We start from the raw sequence: 25553 nt of genomic DNA on the forward strand, positions 1-25553 counted from the left end.
CTACATTATTATAAAAGTATAGAACTCTGAGCTGGAGGGATGTTCATGTTTGCTGCAGGACAAAAGGAAATGCAGAAAATGGATCAGTATACGATTGAAAAACTCGGCTTACCTGGCGTTGTGTTAATGGAGAATGCGGGAGCAATTGTAGTAGAGGAAATACTTAAAAGTACAACTAACAGCAACCCGAAAGTGGTGGTTTTAGCAGGAGGCGGCAATAATGGTGGTGATGGCTTCGTCATTGCACGCAGGCTATTTGATCATGGATTACAGCCCCAGCTATGGCTCTTGGCAGATCCTGAACGTATAAAGGGCGACGCTAAACTACATTTAGATGTTTATCTGAATAGAGGATTACCACTTATTCAACTACAGAAAAACAACATAAATATACTTCAGGATGAATTAAGCAACACTGATATTATCATTGATGCTATTCTCGGAACTGGTGTAAACGGTCCTGTTCGGGAACAGTTAAAAGATGTGATTTCACTGGTCAATACATATGCAGGGAAAAAAATGATCCTTTCTGTTGATATTCCATCAGGGGTATGCAGCGATACTGGTAAAGTTGAGGGGGAAGCGATTAAAGCTTCTAAGACGATTACTTTTGTATTCCCGAAAAAAGGGTTCTTTTTAAATCATGGACCTCAACATATCGGTGAGTGGAAGGCAGTAGACATTTCTGTGCCGTCTTCGATTGTTGAAAAATTAGGATTAGAGATGCCTAAGCTCATTACTGAACATCTGGCCAAGGCTGCTATACCAATCCGTCCGAAACATGGTCATAAAGGCACTTTCGGTCATGCACTGATTATAGGAGGTTCTCGGCAATATGTCGGTGCTCCCATCTTCTCGGCGAAAGCTGCCTTGCATTCCGGAGCAGGCTTAGTTAGCCTGGCTATACCAGAAACGATTTATCCAATCGTTGCAGCGCAAAATCCTGAATCTTTATTACTGCCTTTGCCCGATGAGAATGGACATTTTGCAGAAAGTGCAATCGATGAACTCAAACCGTTGCTCCATCAATTTGACTGTGTTGGGGTTGGGCCTGGAATTAGCAGGTTTCCAAACGGAGAAGAGTGGATGGTATCATTATTTTCTCACCTCACAAATCAACCCGTTGTCGTTGATGCAGACGCTCTTTACCTAGTACGAAACCAGATGGATATGCTTAAGAACTATAAGGGTGTAGTAATCATGACACCTCACCCAGGAGAAATGTCAAATCTCCTGAATATAACGGTAAAAGAGGTAGAAGAAAATCGGTTTGAAATCGCGCGTCAATTTGCCAAAGAGCATTCTATCTATTTACTTTTAAAAGGACATCGTTCTGTAATTGAAGCACCATCGGGAGAGCTATACATCAATCCACACGGCCATGATGCGCTCGGTAAAGGGGGGAGTGGTGACATTTTAACAGGTCTAATTGCGTCCTTTGTTGCACAGGGTGCTTCTCCATTACATGCGCTTATTTCTGCAAGTTATTTACATGCTCGTGCTGGTGAAGAAAGAGCAAAAGAATTGTCTCACTACGGTGTTATGCCTTTTGATATTACCGGCGGGGTAAAGCAGCTCCTAAACGAAATGCAGTAATCCAATCCGGTACTAAATTCAAAACTTTGAACTAAAATAGAAAAGGTAAGAAATTTTAGGAGTTGATTTCGTGTATATCGTAAGACCCCCTTGTTAATCTAAAAAGAAAACCATTCGTCCACCTCCTTACTCTTTCTTTAATAAGAAAAAAAGGAGGAACTAACTGGATGATGGTAAAAAACGTAAATAAGCTGTACCTAATTATCTTTTTTCATAACCTTATCCCAGCTTACGTAATCGAACGATTATTTTGGGAGCAGCGGGGTATGACAGTATTGATGGTTGTACTATGTGAAATCATCTATGCCGTGAGTATTGTCATATTTGAAATACCTACAGGTGTTTTTGCCGACAAATTTGGCAGAAAAACTTTACTCGTATTTGGTGCTGCCTTATCGGTGTTTGAATTTATTATCCTACTGTTTGCCTATGAATTTTGGACATTTGCTTTAGTTGTCTTTCTAGCCGGCATTTCAAGTGCCTGTACAAGTGGTGCATGGAATGCACTTTTGTATGACTCACTACTAACAGACAAAAGGCAAAATTCCTTTGAAAAAATTGTTGGCAGAATGAATTCACTCGATTTTATCGCATCACTAATTGCCGCTCTGTCAGGAAGTGTTTTGGCGAAATACGTTGGATTTGAATTTAACTATATCGTGTCTGCAGCAAGCATGTTCCTGGGATTGGTACTTACCCTCCTATTAAAGGAACCGCCAAGAAATCGTCAGCAACAGAAAAATGAAAAGAGTCAATCTGCCTTCATGGTTTACGTAAAAAAATCCATAACCTTTTATAAAACCAATCCAAAGGTAGTTACGATTATTACAAATGCGATGGGAATAGCAGCGTGTATTACGTATTTAGATGAGTTTTGGCAGCTTTATTTAGATGAGATCGGGTTTTCGGTACTATTTTTTGGACTATTTTCGGCATGTATTTCGCTGGCAAGAATTCCAGGAAATTTACTAGCCGCTTATCTCCTTATCTATTTCAAAGCACAATCCATCATTCTGTTTATACTAGGGCTTACCACTGTTTGCTTTTTCATCACAGCTATTTTTCCAGGTGTAATTGGTTTATTCATGATCATATTGATTTTTTTAGCCAGTGGGGTGATAGACCCGGTTGTAACGGGATTTCTTCATCATCATGGGAGTTCGGAGATTAGAGCAACAATTGAGTCTGTTCAATCTTTGATAGAGAGCATCATAACCTTTACAGTTGGTATCGGCTTTGGTATCATATCATCAAGTTTATCAATTGTATCAGGGTTCATTTTTTTAGGAGCATTTTCCTGTGTATTTTTCCTTTACTTTTTAAAAAGTGTTCAAGGGAATGTGAAAAACTAGAGGCCATCCTTCTGGGTGGTCTTACTAATTTTTCTATACAAAAAATTGAAACCTATTTATCAATTTATCCGTCTTTTAATTTGAAGCACCTTAGAAATTTGATAGGGAGAGATGATATGAAACGTTTTTATAAGATGGCTGTATTTACTATTATTCTTGCAATCATATTCTCTGTGAGCAGTACAAGCTTAGTGTCAGCTGATACTGGTGGTAACACGGAAGAAAGTATCAATGAAAAGTTTGGTCTGCCGATTGTCGTTTATGGGGAAGCATTATCACAAGCTCAAAAGGATGAAGTGAGAGAGTTATTAAAGGTAAACGATACGAGCAAGGTCAAAGAAATTACTGTAACTGGAGAGGATCTGGTTAAGTATATTAAAGGAGACGCTCATTCTAATATGTATTCCTCCGCAAAAATTACGCGTAAGGATGCGGGTGAGGGACTTGTTATTAATCAGGTAACTCCTGAAAATATTACAGAGGTTACCGATGAAATGTACGCAAACGCCTTATTGACAGCGGGAATTCAAGACGCAGTCGTGGATGTTGCTTCACCTGTAAAAGTCAGTGGACACTCTGCTTTAGTTGGAATTTATAAGGCTTATGATGCAGGTGAAGGTGCAACTCTTGATTTGGAGCGCACAGAAGTCGCCAATGAAGAACTAAACTTAGCTACTGATCTAGCGAAAAAAGAGGGGCTGGATCAGGATAAAGTAAGTGAGCTCTTAACAGAAATCAAAAAGGAAATAGCTGAGCAAAACCCAGCAACAAAAGAAGAACTTGCGGCACTAATTGATGAAAAATTAAAGACACTCGAAATCAGTCTAAGTCCGGAAGACCGGCAGTTGTTACTAGACTTATTTGAGAAAATGAGAAACTTAAATATTAATTTCGATAATGTTAAATCCCAGCTCGAAAACCTTACCCAGGATATCCAGCAGCGGATTGAAGAAGCAGTGGGCGACAAGAATTTTCTCCAACAAGTAGCCGATTTCTTTAAGCAATTAATTGAAAGTATCAAAAGTATATTCTCATAATATTAAGGCTCAGTCATTGGACTGAGCCTTTCGAACGTTTGTAACAAAATTTTAATGATAAAAAAAAGAGGAATGATTATAGGACTATATAAAAATCCCCAGATTTTTGTTAAAATAGAATTTAAGAAAAAAGGAATCGACAAAATTCACAAAAATATGCTTGAGTTAGATTATACTAGTGTAATAAATCTGCTAAAAGCTGTAAAACTTAAAAATAAACAATATAATTTTTTGAATTTTGAATAATGATGCAATGATTTTGCGGAAGCAGGAGGAAGTAGACTATGTGGGATTTTGAAATGGATATAGATCAAGTAGCAAGAATAAAAGTGATTGGTGTTGGCGGCGGCGGTAATAACGCGGTAAACCGAATGATAGAAGACGGTGTTCAAGGTGTAGAATTTATTGCAGTAAATACCGATGCCCAAGCTTTAAAACTATCAAAAGCAGAAATTAAAATGCAAATCGGTGCAACATTAACTAGAGGTTTAGGTGCTGGTGCAAATCCAGAAGTTGGCAGAAATGCAGTAGAGGAAAGCAGGAAGCAGATCCAAGAAGTACTAAAAGGAGCAGATATGGTCTTTGTTACCGCTGGTATGGGCGGAGGAACAGGGACTGGAGCTGCACCAGCGATTGCCCAAATTTCACGTGAGCTTGGTGCTTTAACAATTGGGGTTGTGACACGTCCATTCGGATTTGAAGGCCGAAAACGTGCAACGAATGCAGCAGCTGGGATTGATTTAATGCGTGAAGCAGTAGATACATTGATTATTGTTCCAAACGATCGTCTATTGCAAATCGTAGATAAAAAGACTCCTATGATTCAAGCTTTCCGTGAGGCAGATAATGTGCTCAGACAAGGTGTCCAGGGGATTTCCGATTTAATTGCCGTACCTGGCTTAATTAACCTCGATTTCGCAGACGTGAAAACGATTATGTCTAATCAAGGGACTGCCTTAATGGGTATAGGTATGGCTAAAGGGAAGGACCGAGCTGTGGAGGCAGCAAAGAAGGCTATTTCAAGTCCATTGTTAGAAACCTCTATCGATGGCGCTCAGGGTGTCTTAATGAATATCACGGGCGGCAGTAATTTAAGTCTCTATGAAGTTCAAGAAGCGGCCGATATCGTTTCTTCTGCTGCGGACAAGGAATTAAACATGATTTTTGGTTCGATTATCAATGAAGACCTAAAAGATGAAATCATGATCACCGTTATTGCAACGGGTTTTTCTGAAACAGAATTATCTTCACGAAAGAACACAGTTAGTCCATCAAGGGATGTTATCTCAAGACCACAATCTCAAGGTATCTCACGACGAGAACAAAATGTTCAAGAAGAGCCAAAGCCTAGTCAGGATAGACAAAGACCACATTCAGAAGATACGCTGGATATTCCTACATTCCTGCGTAATCGTAATCGAAGATAATGCCACCACAAGGGCTGCTGAGGAACCATCTCAGCAGCCCTTTTTTAGTTCATAAGTACAAATGATTCTTTTTCGACAATTTTTTAAAAACTATGAGGAGTAATTGAAACATTTATGCTAAAATAATAGTGAAATAACAACAGCAAGGAGAAATCGCTATGTTGAAAGATATTTTTATTGGCTTATCTCAAAATCAATTTTTAAATAATGCAGCTAAAAAGTATGGATTAAAAATGGGTGCACAAAGTGTGGTTGCAGGTACCAATATCGATGAAGTAATCAAAAGCATTAAAGAACTCAATGCACATGGAATTTCTTGTACCGTTGATAATTTAGGTGAATTCGTCTTTAAAGAAGAAGAGGCGACAGAAGCAAAGGAACAAATTCTTAACGTTATTGAAGCGATTCATGAGCATAATGTCGATGCCCATATCTCTTTAAAACCTACGCAAATAGGTTTGGATATCGAATACAGCTTCTGCTTGAGCAACTTAAGAGAAATCGTAGATCGTGCTAACAACTATGGAATTTTTGTAAACGTTGACATGGAAGACACCGGTCACCTGCAGCCTACTTTTGATGTTTTGGATGACCTGTCTAAGGAATATGACAACGTTGGAACGGTTATTCAGGCATATTTACTTCGTGCCGATGAATACCTTGAAAAATATAAAAACTTCCGTATGCGGATTGTAAAAGGTGCTTATAAGGAACCCGCTGAATACGCTTACCAAAATAAAAAAGACATTGACGCAAATTTTATTAAACTAATCGAATGGCATTTAGTAAACGGCAAATTTACTTCAATTGCCACCCATGATCACAATGTCATCAACCATGTGAAGGAATTTGTAAAAAAGAACAACATCCCGAATGATCAATTTGAGTTTCAAATGCTTTATGGATTTAGAAAGGACATGCAGCTGCAGCTGGCTAAAGAAGGCTATAACTTCTGTACGTATGTACCTTTTGGAAATGACTGGTACGGCTATTTCATGAGGCGTCTTGCTGAAAGACCTCAGAACTTAAATCTTGTAGCCAAGCAAGTATTTAACAAAAAAACAAACACGATTATTGGTGTTGCTGCAGGGGCATTTTTGTTAGGAAGACTGACGAAGAGTGCTAATAAGAAACGTAGATAAGACCGTTTAAAACTCCTTTCAAATGAAAGGGGTTTCTTTTTTATGGAGAAATAGCCCTAAAGAACTAATCTTGGTAAAATTGACAAGTTTGTACCTGACAATTAATAAGTATTCATTGATGGACGGTATTTTATAAAAAGGGGGAAGTTTTAAATGAAAAAGAAAAGGTTCTATCTTTCAATGGTGTTTCTCTTAACACTCTCTATGATTCTAGCAGCATGTGGAAACAAAGAACAGGGCGGGGAAAAGCCGGCAAACGAAGAAAAAGAAAAGCCACAATTTATTAGTATTTTAACGGGGGGGACTGGCGGAACCTATTACCCGTTAGGAGGCTCCTTTGCTGAGATTATTAAAGATGAAACAGGTATCGATGCGAATGCTGAAACTAGTGGTGCTTCTGCGGAAAACATGACGACCCTTAAGAATGGTGATGCCGAAATTGCCTTTTCCCAAACGGATATTGCTTCATATGCTGCTGAAGGAAAATTAATGTTTGCAAACAACAAGGTTGATAATGTGAAGGCAATTGCCACCTTATATCCAGAAACGATTCAAATCGTAACAACAAAAGAATCCGGGATTACATCGGTTGAAGATTTAAAAGGCAAAAAGGTTTCTGTAGGTGCACCTGGTTCTGGTACAGTGGCAAATGCCGAGCAAATTCTTGAAGTACACGGTATGACCTTTGATGATATTCACAAACAAGATTTATCATTTGATGAGTCTACACAGGGAATTCAAGATGGTACGATTGACGCGGCTTTTGTAACAGCGGGGACGCCGACGGGTGCGGTTGAAAGCCTTGGAGCAACTGAGGATGTAGTTATTGTGCCAATTGAACAAGATAAAATTGATGCCATCATCGAAAAATATCCATTCTATGTAAAAGAAGAGGTTCCTGCCGGTACATACGGGATGGAGTCTGCTGTAACAACGGTAGCTGTTCAAGCGATGCTTGTGGCAAGCAGCGATCTTGCGGATGATGTGGTTTACAGCATTACGAAAGCAATCTTTGAAAATCTTGATAAAGTGACACATGCCAAAGGGAAATTAATCAAGGTCGAGAACGCATTAAACGGCGTGGGAATTGAAGTTCATTCCGGTGCACAAAAATACTTTGATGAAAAAGGCGTTAAAGCACAGTAAAGATTCTGCTGGTGACTGAATTGGCCGACTGGAATGAATAACAGCCGGCCCCCTTTTTCCATGAGAAAGGGAGGGGGACATGTGTAAATTTCAATCTATCCCATATCTATTAATCTTTATTATCATCCTTATCTTTTTTGCATTCACACCCTTCCAGAAAGCCATTGTCTTTCAGCCAAACCACAGTAATGCAAAGTTTGCTTACATTCCTGTTAAAAACGAAACTCATTTTGAAATCAAATACACTCATTCCATTCATTTATCCGATGTGGTTGAGAGCTATATAATTACTCACGACGAGAGGATTCAACAATATGAGCTTATGTATGAGGATTTTGCCATCGGCATGCCCTCCAATGCCGAAAAAGGAGAAACATTCGAACAAGTAAATGGAGCTTATTACATCAAAAACATGAATCGGGTCTTTCCTTTCTTTCACTTACGAATCGGACAGGTTCGTGCAAATCACACAGTGATTTTTAAAAATAAGGAATACCCGCTATCTCGTTCAATAAAACCGGGCACGTCTGTAAAAGTGGAAATCCGTAAATTGAACTTTTTTAAGCAATGGAAAGGAGTGAATATTCTTGAGTCACTATGAAGAAACGCTGTCAGTGGCTAAGCAGCAGGAGCTTTTAGAAAAATATGACCCTGAAGCTGGAACACGAAAACTAAAAGGACTACCTCTTTGGATTGCCTTCGCAGGTTTATTAGCCTTTTCTCTCTTTCACTTATACACTGGAATATTTGGCATGTTAACCGCGCAGTTGCAGCGTTCCATCCATTTAGGTTTTGCGCTCGCACTCATTTTCTTACTCTTTCCTGCCCGAAAGAAAAATCGGGGAAAGGAGATTAAGGTCGTTTGGTATGATATCATTCTTGCCATCGTTTCAGTTATCGTTGGGGCTTATTGGCCGGTCATGATTGATGATTTGGTCTTACGGACAGGAAATGTCACCGGGATGGACTTTTTTGTTGGTCTTTCAGCTATTTTACTAGTTTTAGAGGCAACGCGAAGGACCGTTGGTCTGCCAATTACCATTATTGCAATTGTTTTTATGGTTTACGCGGTTTTTGGACCGTATATGCCGGGTGCCATTGCACACAGAGGGTTAGAATTGGATCGGTTAGTCCAGACGATGTTCTTTACAACGGAAGGTATTCTTGGTACACCAATTGGAGTATCTTCGACCTTTATCTTTCTCTTCTTATTATTTGGTTCCTTTTTAATCAAAACAGGGGTTGGCGAGTATTTTAACGATCTTTCGATTGCGATTGCCGGAAGAAGTGTGGGAGGACCAGCGAAGGTTGCGGTTTTTTCGAGCGCTTTACAGGGAACAATCAGCGGAAGTTCCGTTGCGAATGTGGTAACATCCGGGGCATTTACGATACCAATGATGAAAAACCTGGGATATAAAAAGGAATTTGCCGGTGCTGTAGAGGCGTCTTCGTCTACAGGTGGACAGTTAATGCCACCTGTTATGGGAGCGGCGGCATTCTTGATGGTTGAATTCATTGGAGGGGGTATCTCCTACTGGGAAATAGCGAAGGCTGCTGCAATCCCGGCCGTTCTTTATTTCACTGGTATTTGGATTATGACTCATTTTGAAGCAAAGCGAATCGGTCTTCGTGGGTTAACGAAGGAAGAAATGCCGAGCAAAAAAGAGGTCCTAGGGAAACTTTACTTATTGCTTCCAATTATTGCGATTGTGCTTTTGTTAATGTCCGGTATGAGTGTCATTCGTGCTGCGTTATGGTCTATTGTGATTACTGTCGTTGTAAGTGCAATTAGAAAGGAAACAAGGATCGGATTTAAAGGAATCGTTGAAGCTTTAGTAGATGGAGCACGGTCTGCTTTAGGTGTTGCAGCAGCAACCGCTGCGGCAGGGATCATTGTTGGTGTTGTAACGAAAACAGGACTAGGATTAAAAATGGCAAATGGACTTCTCGATATTGCTGGAGGGGCATTGCTGCCGACTTTGTTTTTGACAATGATTGCTTCCTTGATACTGGGAATGGGTTCGCCAACAACCGCTAATTATGTTATTACTTCAACGATAGCAGCACCAGCAATCATTCTGTTAGGTGTTCCTGATTTATCTGCTCACTTATTTGTGTTTTATTTTGGCATTGTAGCTGATATTACTCCACCAGTTGCTCTGGCTGCATTTGCTGCCGCGGCTATATCCGGAGGAGAACCGTTTAAAACAGGTGTGGAATCAACAAAGCTTGCAATATCTGCGTTTATCATCCCGTATATGTTTGTCTTGTCACCAGAATTACTAATGATTGATACTACGTGGACATATTTAATTTGGGTTGTATTTACAGCCTTTGTTGGCATGATCGCCATTAGTGCTGGAGTTATCGGTTTTTGGGTGCGAAAAATGAATTGGATGGAACGTATCGCTTCCCTTGGAGCAGGATTATGTTTAATTTATCCTGAAAATATCTCCGATATTGTCGGTTTAGTATTATTTGCGATATTACTCGCTTTGCAATATTTTTATAAACGTGGTCACATTCCTAAAGTGCAAAATTGAATAAAAGATGAAACTCGGGACTTCATTTTTGAGTCCCGAGTTTTTTTCTTATAAGTATTTGCTGACCTGAATAAAAATTGTAGTTATGATAAATTTTGCTTTAATTGGTAAAATATATAAGAAGTCTTGAACCAGGGGGATACATAAAATGGAACAAACCATTAATAAGACTGACGGGCCGCCTTATGGCATTATTGCGGTTTTAATGATTGGTGCCTTTATTGCTTTTTTAAATAATACATTATTAAATGTCGCGTTACCTTCTATTATGAAGGACTTAGACGTCGATACGTCGACAGTTCAGTGGCTGACAACCGGATTTATGCTGGTAAATGGAATCATGATCCCTACTACTGCATTCTTAATTCAAAAATATACTGTTCGCCGGTTATTTTTAGTCGCAATGGGATTGTTTACAATTGGTACGCTTATAGCAGGAATCGCCCATGCATTTCCTTTATTATTAACAGCGCGAATGGTGCAAGCTTCAGGCTCAGCAATTATGATGCCGCTGTTAATGAATGTAATGTTAGTAAGCTTTCCAATTGAAAAAAGGGGAGCGGCCATGGGGGTTTTTGGGTTAATTCTGATGTTTGCACCTGCCATTGGTCCAACTTTATCCGGATGGATTATTGAACATTATGATTGGAGGATGCTTTTCCATTTCGTAACTCCAATTGCAGCAGTAATTCTTATTATAGGATTCTTGAGGCTTAAAGATAAAAAGGAGAAAGTGAATATCTCTCTAGATTTCTTTTCGCTTTTGCTTTCGAGCATTGGTTTCGGAGGACTGTTATATGGTTTTAGTTCTGCCGGTAGTAGAGGATGGGACAGTCCGCATGTTTATTTGACAATTGCTATCGGCGTTGTTTCGTTGGTTTGGTTTATCTTACGGCAATTAAAGCAAGATCGGCCAATGCTCAACTTTAGGATATTTAAATATAATATGTTTGCTCTTTCATCGGCAATTTCAGCGATCGTCAATATTGCTATGTTTTCAGGTTTCCTGCTCCTACCCATTTATGTTCAAACAATCCGTGGGATTTCTCCTTTTGATGCAGGGTTAATGCTGCTGCCAGGTGCCATTGTGAATGCGCTCATGTCACCTGTCACCGGAAGATTATTTGACAAAATTGGCGGTAGAATTTTAGCAGTAGTTGGTTTGACTATTACAACAGTTACTACTTATTTCTTCAGCCGTTTATCGTTTGAAACATCCTATATGTCCTTGGTTCTTTTACATGCGATAAGAATGTTTGGAATGTCTATGGTGTTTATGCCGGTGTCGACCAATGGATTAAATCAATTACCGCAACGGTTTTATCCACATGGCACAGCAATGAACAATACTATGCAGCAGGTATCTGCTGCTATTGGTACAGGTTTATTGATTACAATCATGTCCAATCGTTCAGAATCCTATGGGAAAGAACTTGCAGCGGCTGCTATGCAAAATATGTCCGGGCAGACAACAAAAGCAGCACTTGCAGAAATGCAACAACACATTGCAATGGAAGCAATGTTAGAAGGCATTAACCATACCTTCTTCATATCTGCCATTATTATTGGCGCGGCATTGGTTCTTGCTTTCTTTATTAAACGAGCCAAACCTGCAGAAGATCGACTAGATGAGACTACTTCTAGAAAACAGGTCGTAAGTAAATTAGCAAAGACTTAATAAATAGATAGAGAAATCGTACTTATTACGATTTCTCTTTTTTTATTTGGGGTAAACGTAGAATTGTCCTAAATTTAAAAAATGAGAATATAGTTTAGTACGGTTAAAATATTTTATAGGCAGGAGGGATGAATTTTAAGGGATATTGTTAAAGAAGGGGTGTTTGAAGGTATCTGTAAAATTGTAAGCGATTACAATGTTTGAGTGGAAATGGGGGACTGTATTTGAACATCTTATTATGCTGTGCAGCAGGTATGTCCACCAGTCTTTTGGTGGCGAAGATGGAAACTGCTGCGAAAGCAGAAGGAATTGAAGCGAAAATATGGGCAGTGAGTGCAAATGAGGTCAATAATCACTTGGATGCTGCAGATGTGTTACTTGTAGGTCCGCAGGTACGCTATTTGCTGCCTCAATTAAAGAAAAAGGGACTCGAAAAAGGGATTCCAGTTGATGCGATTAACCCTGTACATTATGGAATGTGCAATGGTGCGGAGGTATTAAAGTTTGCGAGAAATTTAATAGGTTCATAATTTCACATAGGGGTGAATAGATATGGCCAAATTTACTCAAGTACTTGAAGAAAAGTTTATGCCAATCGCAGGTAAGGTTGCTGGTCAGAAACACTTACAAGCATTACGAGATGGAATTATTTTAACTATGCCTCTTATTATCATTGGATCGATTTTCTTAATTATTGGATTCCTGCCGTTTAAAGGGTATCCGGAATTTATGGCTGGTATATTTGGGGACGCTTGGCTGACGAAACTACTTTACCCAGTAACTGCTACTTTTGACATTATGGCACTGATAGCCGGGTTTGGTATTGCCTATCGATTGGCGGAACATTACAAAGTAGACGCCTTGAATGCCGGTGCAATATCTGTATCTGCATTTATTCTTGCCACACCATATTTTACAATGTTTACACCGGAAGGAGCTAGCGAAGCTATCCAAGTTGGTGGGGTGCTCCCTATTGCATTACTGGGAAGCAAAGGGTTGTTTGTTGCGATGATCCTTGCAATGTTGTCAACTGAACTTTATCGATTTATTATTCAAAAGAATATCGTTATTAAAATGCCTGATGGTGTACCTCCAAGTGTTAGTAAGTCTTTTATCGCTCTATTTCCGGCATTCATTGTTATTTTAGCAGTTTGGTTGATTCGTTTATTGATAGAAAATACATCATTTGAAACCTTACACAATGTAGTTGGACAGCTGTTACAGGAACCGCTTGGTGCACTTGGAGGCTCCTTAATTGGTGCCTTAATAGCTGTATTTTTTGTCCAGCTTTTATGGTCGACTGGATTACACGGCGCCAGTATTGTTGGCGGGGTAATGGGTCCTATCTGGCTGGCTGCAACGGATGCTAACAGAGTAGCACTTACGGCTGGTAATGAATTGCCAAATGTGGTTACACAACAATTTTTTGATATTTTCATTTACATGGGTGGATCTGGAGCGACATTTACATTTGCCTTAATGATGATGTTTATGGCAAAGAGTCAGCATTCCAAGACATTAGGCAGACTAGCAATTGGACCAGGAATTTTTAATATTAATGAGCCAATCACTTTCGGTGCGCCGATTGTCGCTAACCCATTGCTTATCGTTCCATTTATTCTAGCGCCACTAGCCCTAACCATTACCACATATATTGGCATGAGCACAGGCTTTGCACCTAAGACCGCAGGAGTCGCAGTTCCATGGACGACACCTCCAATTATCGGCGGGTACCTTGCGACAGGCGGGAACTTCAGAGGTGCCTTAATGCAACTAATCAACCTAGCCGTATCCTTCGCCATCTACTATCCATTCTTTAGAATGTGGGATAAACAAAACTACCAAGTCGAACAAGGTGCTGAAAAATAAACTGAGCTAAAGATAAATGCTGATAGTTAACACTCTGTTGATTTGCGCGGAAGGCACGAAGACTCCTGCGGGAGGACGGGTCTGGGGAGACCCCACAGGCGCTTTGGCGCCGAGGAGGCTCCCTGGACCGCCCGCGGAAAGCGAAGTGCCTCGTGACAGGCATAGACCGCCTGTCGCTGCGGTGATTATTCAAGAAGCTTCCCTTTGTGGAGCGCAAATCAACAGACTAATCTATGCACGGAAAAAATAAAAGAATACAAGAGAGCTTGCCCGGCGGCAAGCTCTTGGTATGTCAATTTTGGAGGGTTAAACCATGAATAAAGAAGAATTATATAACCTGTCATTTCAATTAATTTTGCATAGTGGAAATGCCCGAAGTCTGGCGATGGAAGCTATTTTTGCAGCCAAGGAAAAAAACTTCTCCGAAGCCTTTGATAAGCTGGATGAAGCTGATATTGAAATAACTAAAGCACACGTGTTTCAAACACAATTGATTCATGCGGAAGCAGCTGGAGAATCATTCGAAGTACCGATTATACTTATTCACGCCCAAGACCATTTAATGACGGCTATGACGTTAAAGGATTTAGCAAGAGAGATGGTCGAAATTCGTCAAGAATTGAACAAAGGATAACAAGGGGGAAGGATTTGTGCAAAAGTCTATTAAAATCACAACCATCGGCGGTGGATCAAGTTATACACCGGAACTCGTCGAAGGTTTTATCAAAAGGTACGATGAACTTCCACTGAGGGAGCTTTGGCTAGTGGACGTGGAGGAAGGAAAGGAAAAACTAGAGATTGTTGGCAATCTAGCAAAACGAATGTTTCAAAAAGCCGGACTTCCTGTTGAAGTTCATTTGACGCTAGACCGACGCATAGCTTTGGCCGGTGCAGACTTTGTAACCACACAATTCAGGGTTGGCTTGCTTGACGCTAGAGCGAAAGATGAACGGATTCCACTAAAATATGGTGTTCTTGGTCAAGAAACAAATGGACCTGGGGGTCTATTCAAAGGCTTAAGGACAATCCCCGTTATTTTAGATATTGTAAAAGATATGAAAGAGCTATGCCCAGATGCCTGGCTGGTTAATTTTACAAATCCAGCTGGAATGGTAACAGAAGCGGTTCTCCGCTATAGTGACCTTCGTAAAGTTGTTGGCTTATGTAATGTGCCAATCGGAATGGAAATGGGAATTGCAAAACTATTGAACGTTGAACATTCACGAGTTCGTATTGATTTTGCTGGTCTAAATCACATGGTATACGGTTTAGACGTGTACGTTGACGGTGTTAGTGTAAAGGAGCGTGTAATTGAATTCTTAACGAATCCGGAAAACTCAAGTTTTGTTAAAAATGTGCAAGGTCAAGGATGGGAGTCGGAATTCATCCGCGCATTAGGGGTACTTCCATGCCCATATCATAATTATTACTACAAAACTCGTGAGATGGTAGAGAAAGACATCAAGAATGCGGAAACTGTTGGCACAAGAGCGGAAGTGGTAAAGAAATTAGAAGATGATCTTTTTGAACTTTATAAAGATCCAAATCTTTCAATTAAACCGCCACAACTTGAGAAACGGGGTGGAGCTTATTATAGTGATGCAGCTGTTAGGTTAATTTCATCTATCTATAATGACAAATGTGACATTCAGCCTGTTAATACGATGAATAATGGCTCAATTGCCAGTATTCCTGATGATAGTGCTGTCGAAGTCAGCTGTATTATTACCAAAGAAGGACCGAAACCTTTGGTCATGGGTGATCTTCCTGTACCTGTCCGCGGTCTTGTTCAACAAATTAAGTCATTTGAACGGGTTGCCTGTGAAGCAGCTGTAACGGGTGACTATAATCTAGCGGTTCTTGCTTTAACGATAAATCCGCTTGTTGCGTCGGATTCCACGGCCAAAAAAATCGTAGACGAAATGTTAGAAGCGCATAAGAAGTATTTACCTCAATTTTTTTAAAAAATGGCTGTGTTAAAGGATACTGTTGATTTTAGAACCTGTTGATTGGAGCGGAGGGCGCTTGATCCTCGAAAATGCTATCGCATTTCCTTCGTGCGGTGATGATTCGAGGGAGTAAATTCAATGTCCTGCGGGATGAACGAGCTGAGTGAGACCCCGCAGGTCGGAACGACCGAGGAGAAGGAAAAGCGGAAGCGCCTTGTCCAGACCCGACAAGCGCTGGAGGGCCTGGCGTTGAAGTCGCTCTTTGACTTCATCGTCAGGACCGAAGCGACTCGAGGGTCTAGGCGCTGTAGCTAGACAGGCTCACGGGCGAGCCCGCGGAAAGCATAGCGCCAGGAGCGCAAATCAACAGCCTAGTTTAACACAGCCTAAAAAATAAAGAAGGGAGGGCCAACAGATTGATCAAACTGATTGTCAATGCAGATGATTTCGGATATTCCAGGGGAATCAATTACGGAATTATCGATGCTCATAGATATGGTATTGTTAATTCCACAACGATGATGATGAATATGCCAGGTGTGAATCATGCAGTAGAACTGGCGAAAGAGCACCCCAGACTAAAGCTTGGGATTCATCTGGTTCTAACATGCGGAAAACCTTTGCGGTCCGACGTTCCAACCCTGGTAGATGAAGAGGGGAATTTTAAAAAACTGAAAGATCTTACTAAAGATAATAACCTTTCCTTAACAGAACTGGAACTGGAATGGGCCGCACAAATCGACCGGTTTTTAGATAACGGCCTAACAGCCACTCATTTTGACAGTCATCATCATGTCCACGGTATTCCAGAATTCTTACCAGTGATTCAAAGGCTGTCCAAGAAATACAATTTACCTGTAAGAAGAATATCCGAACAGCCTGTTGAAGGGGTGCCGTCGTTCACTGACCGGTTATTTCATGATTTTTATGGCGAGGGTGTAACCCAAAATTATTTCATTGAGTTAACTCAGCGTGATGTGGATCATCAAACGGTCGAAGTGATGTGCCATCCAGGTTACCTGGATTTTGAAATTTTAAATGGTTCGTCATATGCAGTCGAAAGAGTGAAAGAGACTAAGATTCTAACCTCTGTTACCTTGCCAGATAATATTATATTACTATAAATTTTGAACAGCCATCGTATGATGGCTGTTTTGCTTTTTAAGACTTTTTTATAAATATTGAATATTTCCCTATAATTCGACAATTGGAAAAGTTTTTTCATAGTAAAATAGTACCGGGTTATGGGGTGAATATTATTTTCCAAGGAGATATTTTATGATGAATAGACAATATGATTTAGATTGGATTCGTGTTTTAGCTACATTAGCGGTTTTCATTTACCATTGTTTTATGTTTTTTAATCCTTGGGCCTGGCATGTTAAGAATAATGAGACTGACCCGACTTACATCACAGCCATTTCATTATTTATGAGCGCCTGGTTAATGCCAATCTTTTTCGCAGTATCGGGAATCAATTCGTATTATGCTCTACTGAAGAGAACGGGTGCCCAATACTTGAAGGAAAGGCTCTCACGACTAGGGATTCCACTTTTATTTGGGGTTATGATCCTAACTCCTCCTCAAATCTATATGGAGCGGGTCAGTCATGGGCAGTATTCCGGCTCGTTTTTCAACTGGTATCCTCACTATTTTGATGGAGTTTATCTCGATATTGGTGGGTCAGGAAATTTTGCATTTGTGGGATTGCATTTATGGTATCTCTTTGTGCTACTAGTTTTTAGTTTTATTACTCTGCCTATGTTTATAAGATAGAAACCTTCCGTATCCAAGGATTTAAAACCATTACACCTTATCGTTTTAACCTTCCCTTTAATTATCGTATCTGTTTTTGTGGATGTGGTAAATCTAGGTGGCTGGGATATTAGTTTTTATCTGGTAATTTTTCTATATGGTTATTTTCTCTTCACCAAAGCTTCCTTTAAGTGTATGGTTCAAAGGCTGCTGCCAATTACGTTGGCACTATCCATTCTTACCACTGTATTTTTTGTGTATGGTTTTATGACAGGAATGCCTGCAGCTGGTAATGGGCTATCCATCCTTTTAGCTGCTGTTAAAGCCTTAAACTGCTGGAGTTGGCTGCTTGTAATTTTTGCCTTTGCCTACAAAAAGCTACAGGCTCTAGGTGTTTCTTTTAAGGATCAGGATGGCCAGGAACTACCGTTCGGAGGCGGTGCATTGAACCAATTAGCTTCGATTGATTTAAGTCGATTAGATAGCAGGATTAACAATGTCAAAATTGATGTGGCATGTGATGTAACGAACCCTTTGATTGGCGTGAATGGGGCATCGGCAGTATTTGGTCCACAAAAAGGTTCAACCCCTGAAGTGGTGAAACTTCTCGATGAAAACTTAGGACATTATGCTGAGGTTATTAAACGAGTATTGGGTAAGGACATTGCACATATAGAAGGTGCTGGTGCCGCTGGTGGTCTTGGCACAGGATTAATGGCCTTTTTAAATGCTAACTTAAAAAAAGGCGTGGACTTAGTCATTGAATATACTGGTTTTGAGGATAGAATAAATGGCGCAGATTATGTTTTTACAGGAGAAGGCAGCATTGATGGACAAACGTTATTTGGCATGACACCTTTTGGGGTAGCATCAATTGCGGAGAAGTATTCGATCCCCGTGATCGCATTTGCTGGCAGAATTTGTAATGGTGTAGAACCGCTATATGACCACGGATTTACGTCCATTGTTGGGATATTGAAAGGTTGTCCTTCTTTAGAGGACGCATTTAAATCCGGTGAAACCAATTTAGCATTTGCAGCGGAAAATATCTGTCGTGTATTAAAAATGTAATGATTGAACATGCTGTCGAGTGATTTCGGCAGTTTTTTTATGTGAAATGGTGAATGAATATCGTGAAAAAGATAAATTTGTTAAAATAATAGTATGAAGGAGGAATTTCCAATGAATCGATGCGGCTGGGTAAATCAGGATCCACTTTATATTGATTATCATGATCATGAATGGGGCGTGCCCGTGTATGATGATCAATTGTTATTCGAATATTTGAACTTAGAGGGAGCACAAGCAGGCTTGAGCTGGTACACAATACTGAAAAAGAGAGAAAATTATCGCAAGGCATTTGATTATTTTGACCCTAATATCATCATTTCCTACGATGAAAACAAAATTGAAGAACTTTTACAGAATGAAGGAATTGTTCGAAATAAACTCAAAATCAATGCCGTCATTACAAATGCAAAAGCGTTTTTGAAGGTGAAGGAGGAATTTGGTTCCTTTAGCGAGTATATTTGGTCTTTTGTAGATGGTAAGCCGATTATCCATCACTTTAAAGATTTATCAGAAGTTCCAGCTACGTCAGATATAAGTGATAAGTTAAGTAAGGATTTAAAAAAACGCGGTTTTAAATTTGTTGGATCAACGATTTGTTATGCTTTTATGCAAGCCACAGGGATGGTTAATGATCATTTAGAATCATGTATTTGCTTCCATAAAAATACATAGATCAATCTGTTCTTTATATTGAAACGACTGAATGAATTTCACCTTACTTATTTTAATAAACCAATTTAACCCTTTACTCTGCTGATATTATACATTATTCTGTTCTTAATAAGGAACAAAAAGAAGGACTTTTTTCAAATTGAATTGAAACAAATTTGAATGAAGAGCGTCTAATATAATGAATCCAATTTCAGGAAATTTTTCAAAGGAATTTGCAGGAATTTTGTGTCGGATAACGGAATAGATTAGAAGAATGAGAGTGGAAATATTTTTCTGAATGTTCGGAAGTACTGCGTGAGGAATGACGAGATTTGGGGAAAAGAGGAGAAGTAATAAATGTCTATACGGACGTGGGCGATTTCATTCATATTAGTTGGCAGTTTAATAGGGTTAGCGGGATGTGCGGAGAAAACAAACGGTAAAGAAGCTGATCTGGAGCACAAAGTAACAGAACTCGAAAAGAAACTAGAAGAGCAAAAAGCTGCAGAAGAAGCGGCTAGGAAAGCAGCGGAAGAGGCAGAAGCAAAAAGAAAAGCTGAGGAAGAGGCTAAAAAGCCTAAAGTGGTTAACGTAGTCGATCCAACTACCAAAAACATTATTAAAAGCCTGATTCCAGTCGATATGGGATATGGAACTGATAATGAAAAATATAAGAAGGAGCTTGAAAACTGGGCTAGGGATTTAGCAAGAGGAACAGATACAACGCCTGGTTATGACACGAAGATGATGCTAGATAAAATTGATGCCAATGGTCAGGTGATCAAAGGGAAACCACTAGTCATTCTTGAAGAAGCAGAACTAGTGAATAAAATCATCGAGGCTTCCGTTAAGGGAGGAGATGTTTTTCTTCCTATTTATGTCACCGAAAGCGGATATAAGCCAGAGGATGCTGCCCATTTATCTGAAGTTGTCGTAGCCACATATACAACAAAATTTAATCCAAGTATAACAGGAAGAAATAAAAACATTGAATTGTCTGCACAGGCAATTGATAATGTGATAGTTGGAACAGGAGATATTTTCTCTTTTAACTATACAGTTGGACCAAGTGACGAAGCACATGGATACCAGCCCGCCCAAGAAATTGTTAATAAGCAATTGGTCATGGGAATTGGCGGTGGTATTTGTCAAACTTCCTCAACCTTGTTTAACGCAGTAGATCAACTTGCTGTCGACTATGTGGAATGGCACCATCATTCTCTGACAGTCGGTTATGTACCTGAAGGACGAGACGCAACGGTTTCTTATGGTGGAAAGGATTTTCAATTTAAGAATACAGCGGGTGTACCGTTATTGATTAAAGCGATTTATAATCCGAATGGAACCCTAACGGTGGAGATGAGGACCTCAGCGGCCTATCAAGCCTTACTTCAAAAGCGATAAATATTAACGTGAAAGACGTGTAGCCAACCACACGTCTTTTTTCCTTTTTTAAGATAAATAAGGAGATAGTTGTTAAGATTGGAGTAAAGATGCATGGAACCTTGTAAATAGGGGAATATAAAGGTCAAAAAAGGTGGTTCACAAACATTGGAATTATTATTACAAGGTCAAGTAGCTTTCATTACAGGTGCGGGATCAGGAATAGGCCGCGCCACAGCCCTTAAATTAGCTGAAAACGGAGCGAAAATTGCTTTAGTCGATTTACACCCAGAAAACTGTACCGAGGTTAAGCAATTGGTTGAGGAAAAAGGGAGCGAGGCTCTCATAGTAGAGGCCAATGTCTCTTCTGTAGAGGATATGATAAATAGTTATGATCAGGTAATTGAGAAATGGGGAAGACTTGATATTGTTTTCGCTAACGCTGGAATTAATGGCGTTGTCGCTCCCATCGAAGACCTTTCACCAGACGATTGGGACCTGACCATTTCTAATAATCTTAGAAGTACCTTTTTAACCGTCAAATATGCTATACCCCATCTGAAAGAAAAAGGAGGCAGCATCATCATTACGAGTTCGATTAATGGTAACCGTGTTTATAGAGGCTTTGGGATGTCCGCCTATAGCACTTCGAAAATTGGACAGATGGGATTCGGAAAGATGGCAGCTCTTGAATTAGCCAAATTTCGTATACGAGTGAATATTATTTGTCCTGGTGCAATTGAAACAAATATAAACGAAAATACATGGAAAGAAAAAGAAGAGCTGAAAGAAATTGAAATTCCAATCATTTATCCTGAAGGTAGTCAACCCCTTGAGCACCACGCAGGAAAGCCTGAACAGGTAGCGGAACTTGTGTTATTTCTGGCTTCCAAGCAATCCAATCATATTACAGGAACAGAAATATACATTGATGGTGCGGAGTCACTATTATAATAACCAAAAAAACACGATGAAGATTTTACTCTTCATCGTGTTTTATTAGGTTATTCTAAGCCTTCAATCACAATTTCTTTAGCAGGCAGGAAGTCTTCCTCCGTATCCAGATAGGTGACATTTACTCTATCTCCCTCTTTAAGATAAATGATCATTGGTTCTTTTTCAGATGATAGGATATAACTTTTCTTATTGTCTAAAAGGAATGACACTACAGTGAAGTCCCCAGACTTTTCTTTATAAACACGGAGAACATTACCGGTTATCTGCTTTTCGTCCGCCTTCGAACTGCCATCCACTGAACCTCCGCCACGTTGGAGAGCGGTTTTATATTGTCTTAGAGCTTCGTTTGGAGTTACACCAAACACGGATATTTCTGGATTAGCAGCTGATACGATAAAGTAATTCTGTAAAAATCCATTCGAATCGAGTACTGGTGTCAGCCAGCTTGCTTCCCCGTAGAAGTTATAAATGACAGGCATTTCCCCATGCCATTTCTTTTCAATAAATTTCTTTTCTATTATTTGCAGGGCACCTTGTGAATCCATATAGGATTCTTCAGGGTTACCTGTATAATAGGTAGCTTCCCCTGTACGCGAGTTGGTCAATGAGTACCCGAGCATGGAATCGACGCCTTCTTTAGGGGAGGTAAAATCAGTGAAATAATACATAACCCCATTTTGATTAAAAATTGGACTTACATTTGCCTCTGTTCCTTCATCAGAAGGAAGTTTGACATCTGATTTTCCAAAGAGGCTATTCCAAAATCCATGAACATAATTTCCAAAATAGCTGTTTTGCAGGCTGACAATTTCAGGTGATACTGCACCATCAATAAATTCAGGAACATTTGCAAGAGTATATGACTTTGTTTCCCCATTTTTCGAATCTACTACGACAACACCCTTAACGTCGAAGCCATTTCGCGCTGAAATAAATTGACCGTATGAGCGGATGTAATAGGGTTTCCCATCATCGTCAATTTCTAATTGAACATCGCCGTAGAAAATATGTTTTGGGAATTGCATACGAATATGGCGCTCTACATCTTTATTAAAATAGGAAGAAGGTGTATAAATCATGTCTGACTTGATAAATTTTGGGTTAGCAGAAGAATCAGTGGCGCTTAAAGTAAAGTAACCAGGTGTTTCCTTTCCTTTCCACCATTTGAAAAATCCAGAAAACTCAACAGGTGCAATATAAACATAATCTCCATTTACTTTTTGAATTTGAAGATTACCCAACTCGTAATAGCTCGTATTTGGTACTTGACCAAAAGCTTTTTTCATTTTATTGCGGGCAAACTCAGGTGGTACACTAGCAGGTGTTTCTTTCTCATCAAAAGATTTAATCTCTACTTTTTGGTCCATCTTAGCAATCTCATATTTTTCATCCGCGTTAAAGAGAAAGGCGGTGAGAAAGTAAATTCCAAGGACCAGACTCACTGCAAAGAGCAGAGCTTTCACTTTTCTTTCCATTCCAGTAGCAATGAGTGCACCTAATGCAGTAATAATAATTGCAAGAACCCATAAAGAAGATAGGTTTCGGTCATAATTCGTAAAATAATAGTATGCAAAAACAGAAGGAATCAAAATAACGATTAAAGCGATAATGGCTCCCGGAATTAACCTTCTAGCCCCGTTCGAACTCTTTTTATTACTTTTCGTATCGGTGGACTTATCATCCTTATAAATCGGTATAAGAACAAGAGCAGACATAATAGCGACGATCAACGAAAACAAAAACATATTCCCCATAACCAATTCCCCTTTTTAATCAAATTCTATTTATCTTGAGTCTATTTATATACGAATATCTAGGAAGAAAGTTTCATTAATAACCTTTTTTTAAATGGTCAATTCTGCATAAACTTTGTTTTAAAGCAAAAAATACCAATGCTTCTGTAGAAAAAACTAGGAGGAAATTTATGCAATGGATTTATAAGATGCTTGTATTTCTGCTTACGATCAGTTTAATGGGGTGTGCCGGTAATGAAAATGCTACAGATAGAAACCAAACAAATAACCAAAATCCACGACAAGTAGCCAATAACTCTAACAATGTAAACCCAAGGACTATGGCTCAAAACAATAGAGGTAATGCTGCCAACCCCACTCAAAACGTAGTAAATGATCAAGGATTGTCAGAAGAATACCATGGCCATATTTCAAATCGTCCGGAAACAAAACTTAAAAAGGAAAAACCGCCTGCTGCGAATAATCGATATATTCAGGTTCAACTTTTGGGGATTAATGATTTACATGGACAAATAAATGTAACGCGTAATGTTGGTGGAAAACCAGCAGGCAGAGCAGATTACTTAGCAGCTTATTTAAAACAAAGGGAAGCAGAAAATAAGAACACTCTTCTTGTACAAGCTGGGGATATGGTAGGGGCAAGTCCACCTGCTTCAGCCCTCTTACAGGATGAGCCAACAATAGAAATATTGAACAAACTGGGCTTTGATATTGGAACTGTAGGCAATCATGAATTTGATGAGGGAGTTAAAGAATTACTTCGTCTAATTAATGGTGGGACTCATGAAGAAACGGGCAATTTTGCTGGAGCCGATTTTCCTTGGGTGGCGGCAAATGTCATCGATCAAAAAACTGGAGAATCCATTTTACCTCCTTATAAAATTCTTAAGGTAAATGGGATGGATATTGGATTTATTGGGGTCGTAACGACAGAGACACCGACGATCGTAGTGCCAAGCGGAGTGGAAGGCTTAACCTTCTCTGATGAAGTGGAAGCTATTAATCGTAATGTAGCAGAATTGAAAAAGCAAGGAGTTCGATCTATCGTTGTCTTAGCACACAATCCAGGTACTTCAGGTGTGAATGGTGAAAATCCAACTGGAATGCTTGTCGATATCGCCAATAAGGTTGACGACGAAGTGGATATTATTTTTGGCGGACATAATCATGCTTATATGAATGCTACAATTGACAATAAGCTAGTCGTTCAATCCTATTCTTATGGTACAGCATTTTCTGATGTTGATATTGAGATTGACCCAAAAACGAAAGATATCGTTACCAAGAGGGCAGAAATCGTTACAACGTTTCAAGAAGGTATAAAACCGGACCCGGAAATAGCTGGAATGGTAGCGAAATACGAAGCTACAGTTGAACCGATTGTAAATAGGGTAATAGGCTCAACCTCGGTTAATTTAACAGCGCTCCGCAATGATAACGGCGAATCCATCCTTGGAGATTTAATAGCTGACGCTCAAAGGCTGGCTTTAAATACAGACATAGCCTTTATGAATCCGGGCGGTATCCGAGCCGATATTAATCCAGGGGACATTACGTGGGGCGAAATTTACACTGTTCAGCCGTTTAATAATGATATGGTTAAAATGACTATGACAGGACAGCAAATACGCGACGTGCTTAATCAACAGTGGGGAACAAAAACAACGATACTTCAAATTTCTGGATTCACTTACACATGGGACGAAAATGCTCCAAATGGACAAAAGGTTGTAAATATCCTACTTCCAGATGGTACTCAAATGGATCCGAATAAATCCTATACTGTAGCCGCAAATATCTTCCTTGCAGGAGGGGGAGATGGTTTCACAGTATTTACAAAAGCGCAAAATAAAGTGATAGGACCAGTTGACTTAGACGTACTCGTAGACTTTATTGCGGCTCAACCAAAACCGTTCACATATAAGATGGATAACAGAATTCAAAAGGTTAGGTATTAGAAGAAACGTAAATTTTTTATGAAGGACTAAACTCAATGAGGATCGTTTGTTTAGTCTTTCACCATGCTTATGAAGGACTAATCACATGGGGAACTCTCCTAATTTGTCTTTCATCATGCTTATGAAGGACTAATCTCATTGGGAATTCTCCTGATTAGTCTTTCATCATGCTTATGAAGGACTAATCTCACGGGAACTCTCCTGATTTGTCTTTCATCAACCTTTTAACCATTGTATTAATAAAATTTAACCAACAAAGCTTTACCAGATAACAAAAGCTCCCTC

The 25553-nt window shown here is 39.6% G+C and carries 21 protein-coding genes; 20 read left to right on the forward strand and 1 reads right to left on the reverse strand.

What is annotated here, in order from left to right; all coding sequences use genetic code 11:
• Positions 1-45: 45 nt before the first annotated feature.
• The 19 genes from QFZ31_RS03070 to QFZ31_RS03160 all read left to right on the forward strand — a co-directional run bounded on the left by QFZ31_RS03070 (position 46) and on the right by QFZ31_RS03160 (position 21553).
• Positions 46-1596, forward strand: a complete 1551-nt coding sequence (locus QFZ31_RS03070) for an NAD(P)H-hydrate dehydratase (RefSeq protein WP_307300802.1) — start codon at positions 46-48, stop codon at positions 1594-1596.
• Positions 1597-1763: 167 nt separating this feature from the next.
• Entirely contained in the window at positions 1764-2948 is a 1185-nt protein-coding gene (locus QFZ31_RS03075; RefSeq protein WP_307300803.1) for an MFS transporter, read from the forward strand.
• Between the two features lie 116 nt (positions 2949-3064).
• Complete coding sequence (locus tag QFZ31_RS03080) at positions 3065-3985, forward strand: DUF1002 domain-containing protein (protein WP_307300804.1); 921 nt, start codon at positions 3065-3067, stop codon at positions 3983-3985.
• A gap of 284 nt (positions 3986-4269) precedes the next feature.
• Positions 4270-5412 carry a cell division protein FtsZ gene (gene ftsZ / locus QFZ31_RS03085; protein ID WP_179595664.1) on the forward strand — a complete coding sequence of 381 codons (1143 nt, stop codon included), beginning with the start codon at positions 4270-4272 and terminating at the stop codon, positions 5410-5412.
• A 158-nt stretch (positions 5413-5570) separates the two neighbouring features.
• A complete protein-coding gene (locus tag QFZ31_RS03090) occupies positions 5571-6554 on the forward strand; it encodes a proline dehydrogenase family protein (RefSeq protein WP_307300807.1) in 984 nt (327 codons plus the stop codon).
• A 153-nt stretch (positions 6555-6707) separates the two neighbouring features.
• The gene (locus tag QFZ31_RS03095; RefSeq protein WP_307300809.1) at positions 6708-7700 is read left to right on the forward strand and encodes a TAXI family TRAP transporter solute-binding subunit; all 993 of its coding nucleotides are present in this window, start codon (positions 6708-6710) and stop codon (positions 7698-7700) included.
• Positions 7701-7779: 79 nt separating this feature from the next.
• The gene (locus QFZ31_RS03100; protein ID WP_307300810.1) at positions 7780-8301 is read left to right on the forward strand and encodes a DUF1850 domain-containing protein; all 522 of its coding nucleotides are present in this window, start codon (positions 7780-7782) and stop codon (positions 8299-8301) included.
• Positions 8288-10243 (forward strand): TRAP transporter permease, encoded by a 1956-nt coding sequence (locus QFZ31_RS03105; protein WP_307300812.1) that lies wholly within the window; start codon positions 8288-8290, stop codon positions 10241-10243. Before QFZ31_RS03100 ends, QFZ31_RS03105 begins: the two co-directional genes overlap by 14 nt.
• Before the next feature lie 148 nt (positions 10244-10391).
• Positions 10392-11921 carry a DHA2 family efflux MFS transporter permease subunit gene (locus QFZ31_RS03110; protein WP_307300813.1) on the forward strand — a complete coding sequence of 510 codons (1530 nt, stop codon included), beginning with the start codon at positions 10392-10394 and terminating at the stop codon, positions 11919-11921.
• A 224-nt stretch (positions 11922-12145) separates the two neighbouring features.
• Entirely contained in the window at positions 12146-12451 is a 306-nt protein-coding gene (locus tag QFZ31_RS03115) for a PTS sugar transporter subunit IIB (RefSeq protein WP_307300814.1), read from the forward strand.
• 22 nt (positions 12452-12473) lie between these two features.
• Positions 12474-13790, forward strand: a complete 1317-nt coding sequence (gene celB / locus QFZ31_RS03120; protein ID WP_307300815.1) for a PTS cellobiose transporter subunit IIC — start codon at positions 12474-12476, stop codon at positions 13788-13790.
• A 313-nt stretch (positions 13791-14103) separates the two neighbouring features.
• Entirely contained in the window at positions 14104-14424 is a 321-nt protein-coding gene (locus tag QFZ31_RS03125) for a PTS lactose/cellobiose transporter subunit IIA (protein ID WP_307300816.1), read from the forward strand.
• A 16-nt stretch (positions 14425-14440) separates the two neighbouring features.
• Entirely contained in the window at positions 14441-15754 is a 1314-nt protein-coding gene (locus tag QFZ31_RS03130; RefSeq protein WP_307300817.1) for a 6-phospho-beta-glucosidase, read from the forward strand.
• Positions 15755-16155: 401 nt separating this feature from the next.
• Complete coding sequence (gene chbG / locus QFZ31_RS03135; protein WP_307300819.1) at positions 16156-16863, forward strand: chitin disaccharide deacetylase; 708 nt, start codon at positions 16156-16158, stop codon at positions 16861-16863.
• A gap of 154 nt (positions 16864-17017) precedes the next feature.
• Positions 17018-17515 (forward strand): acyltransferase family protein, encoded by a 498-nt coding sequence (locus QFZ31_RS03140; RefSeq protein WP_307300820.1) that lies wholly within the window; start codon positions 17018-17020, stop codon positions 17513-17515.
• 84 nt (positions 17516-17599) lie between these two features.
• The gene (locus QFZ31_RS03145; protein WP_307300821.1) at positions 17600-18565 is read left to right on the forward strand and encodes a glycerate kinase; all 966 of its coding nucleotides are present in this window, start codon (positions 17600-17602) and stop codon (positions 18563-18565) included.
• A 111-nt stretch (positions 18566-18676) separates the two neighbouring features.
• Positions 18677-19237: a DNA-3-methyladenine glycosylase I gene (locus QFZ31_RS03150; protein ID WP_307300822.1), complete on the forward strand. Its 561-nt coding sequence runs from the start codon at positions 18677-18679 to the stop codon at positions 19235-19237.
• A gap of 336 nt (positions 19238-19573) precedes the next feature.
• Positions 19574-20620, forward strand: a complete 1047-nt coding sequence (locus QFZ31_RS03155; RefSeq protein WP_307300824.1) for a VanW family protein — start codon at positions 19574-19576, stop codon at positions 20618-20620.
• A 147-nt stretch (positions 20621-20767) separates the two neighbouring features.
• Entirely contained in the window at positions 20768-21553 is a 786-nt protein-coding gene (locus QFZ31_RS03160; protein ID WP_307300826.1) for an SDR family oxidoreductase, read from the forward strand.
• A gap of 50 nt (positions 21554-21603) precedes the next feature.
• On the opposite strand, the gene QFZ31_RS03165 is transcribed toward QFZ31_RS03160, so the two are convergent.
• Positions 21604-23310, reverse strand: coding sequence for a hypothetical protein (locus tag QFZ31_RS03165; protein WP_307300827.1), 1707 nt, complete (start codon positions 23308-23310; stop codon positions 21604-21606).
• A 170-nt stretch (positions 23311-23480) separates the two neighbouring features.
• Here QFZ31_RS03165 and QFZ31_RS03170 point away from each other — a divergent pair, with 170 nt between their 5' ends.
• Positions 23481-25268, forward strand: coding sequence for a bifunctional metallophosphatase/5'-nucleotidase (locus QFZ31_RS03170; RefSeq protein ID WP_307300828.1), 1788 nt, complete (start codon positions 23481-23483; stop codon positions 25266-25268).
• Positions 25269-25553 lie beyond the last annotated feature (285 nt).

Origin of the sequence: Neobacillus niacini (assembly GCF_030817595.1) — a bacterium.
GTDB lineage: Bacteria > Bacillota > Bacilli > Bacillales > Cytobacillaceae > Neobacillus > Neobacillus niacini_G.

What these genes read in the sequence shown, in the direction of transcription:
- QFZ31_RS03110 (WP_307300813.1), top strand. Translation starts at nt 10,392, where the DNA reads ATGGAACAAACCATTAATAAGACTGACGGGCCGCCTTATGGCATTATT.
- QFZ31_RS03140 (WP_307300820.1), top strand. Translation starts at nt 17,018, where the DNA reads ATGATGAATAGACAATATGATTTAGATTGGATTCGTGTTTTAGCTACA.
- QFZ31_RS03075 (WP_307300803.1), top strand. Translation starts at nt 1,764, where the DNA reads ATGATGGTAAAAAACGTAAATAAGCTGTACCTAATTATCTTTTTTCAT.
- QFZ31_RS03170 (WP_307300828.1), top strand. Translation starts at nt 23,481, where the DNA reads ATGCAATGGATTTATAAGATGCTTGTATTTCTGCTTACGATCAGTTTA.
- QFZ31_RS03100 (WP_307300810.1), top strand. Translation starts at nt 7,780, where the DNA reads ATGTGTAAATTTCAATCTATCCCATATCTATTAATCTTTATTATCATC.
- QFZ31_RS03150 (WP_307300822.1), top strand. Translation starts at nt 18,677, where the DNA reads ATGAATCGATGCGGCTGGGTAAATCAGGATCCACTTTATATTGATTAT.
- QFZ31_RS03095 (WP_307300809.1), top strand. Translation starts at nt 6,708, where the DNA reads ATGAAAAAGAAAAGGTTCTATCTTTCAATGGTGTTTCTCTTAACACTC.
- ftsZ (WP_179595664.1), top strand. Translation starts at nt 4,270, where the DNA reads ATGTGGGATTTTGAAATGGATATAGATCAAGTAGCAAGAATAAAAGTG.
- QFZ31_RS03070 (WP_307300802.1), top strand. Translation starts at nt 46, where the DNA reads ATGTTTGCTGCAGGACAAAAGGAAATGCAGAAAATGGATCAGTATACG.
- QFZ31_RS03090 (WP_307300807.1), top strand. Translation starts at nt 5,571, where the DNA reads ATGTTGAAAGATATTTTTATTGGCTTATCTCAAAATCAATTTTTAAAT.
- QFZ31_RS03155 (WP_307300824.1), top strand. Translation starts at nt 19,574, where the DNA reads ATGTCTATACGGACGTGGGCGATTTCATTCATATTAGTTGGCAGTTTA.
- QFZ31_RS03080 (WP_307300804.1), top strand. Translation starts at nt 3,065, where the DNA reads ATGAAACGTTTTTATAAGATGGCTGTATTTACTATTATTCTTGCAATC.
- QFZ31_RS03165 (WP_307300827.1), bottom strand. Translation starts at nt 23,310, where the DNA reads ATGGGGAATATGTTTTTGTTTTCGTTGATCGTCGCTATTATGTCTGCT.
- QFZ31_RS03125 (WP_307300816.1), top strand. Translation starts at nt 14,104, where the DNA reads ATGAATAAAGAAGAATTATATAACCTGTCATTTCAATTAATTTTGCAT.
- celB (WP_307300815.1), top strand. Translation starts at nt 12,474, where the DNA reads ATGGCCAAATTTACTCAAGTACTTGAAGAAAAGTTTATGCCAATCGCA.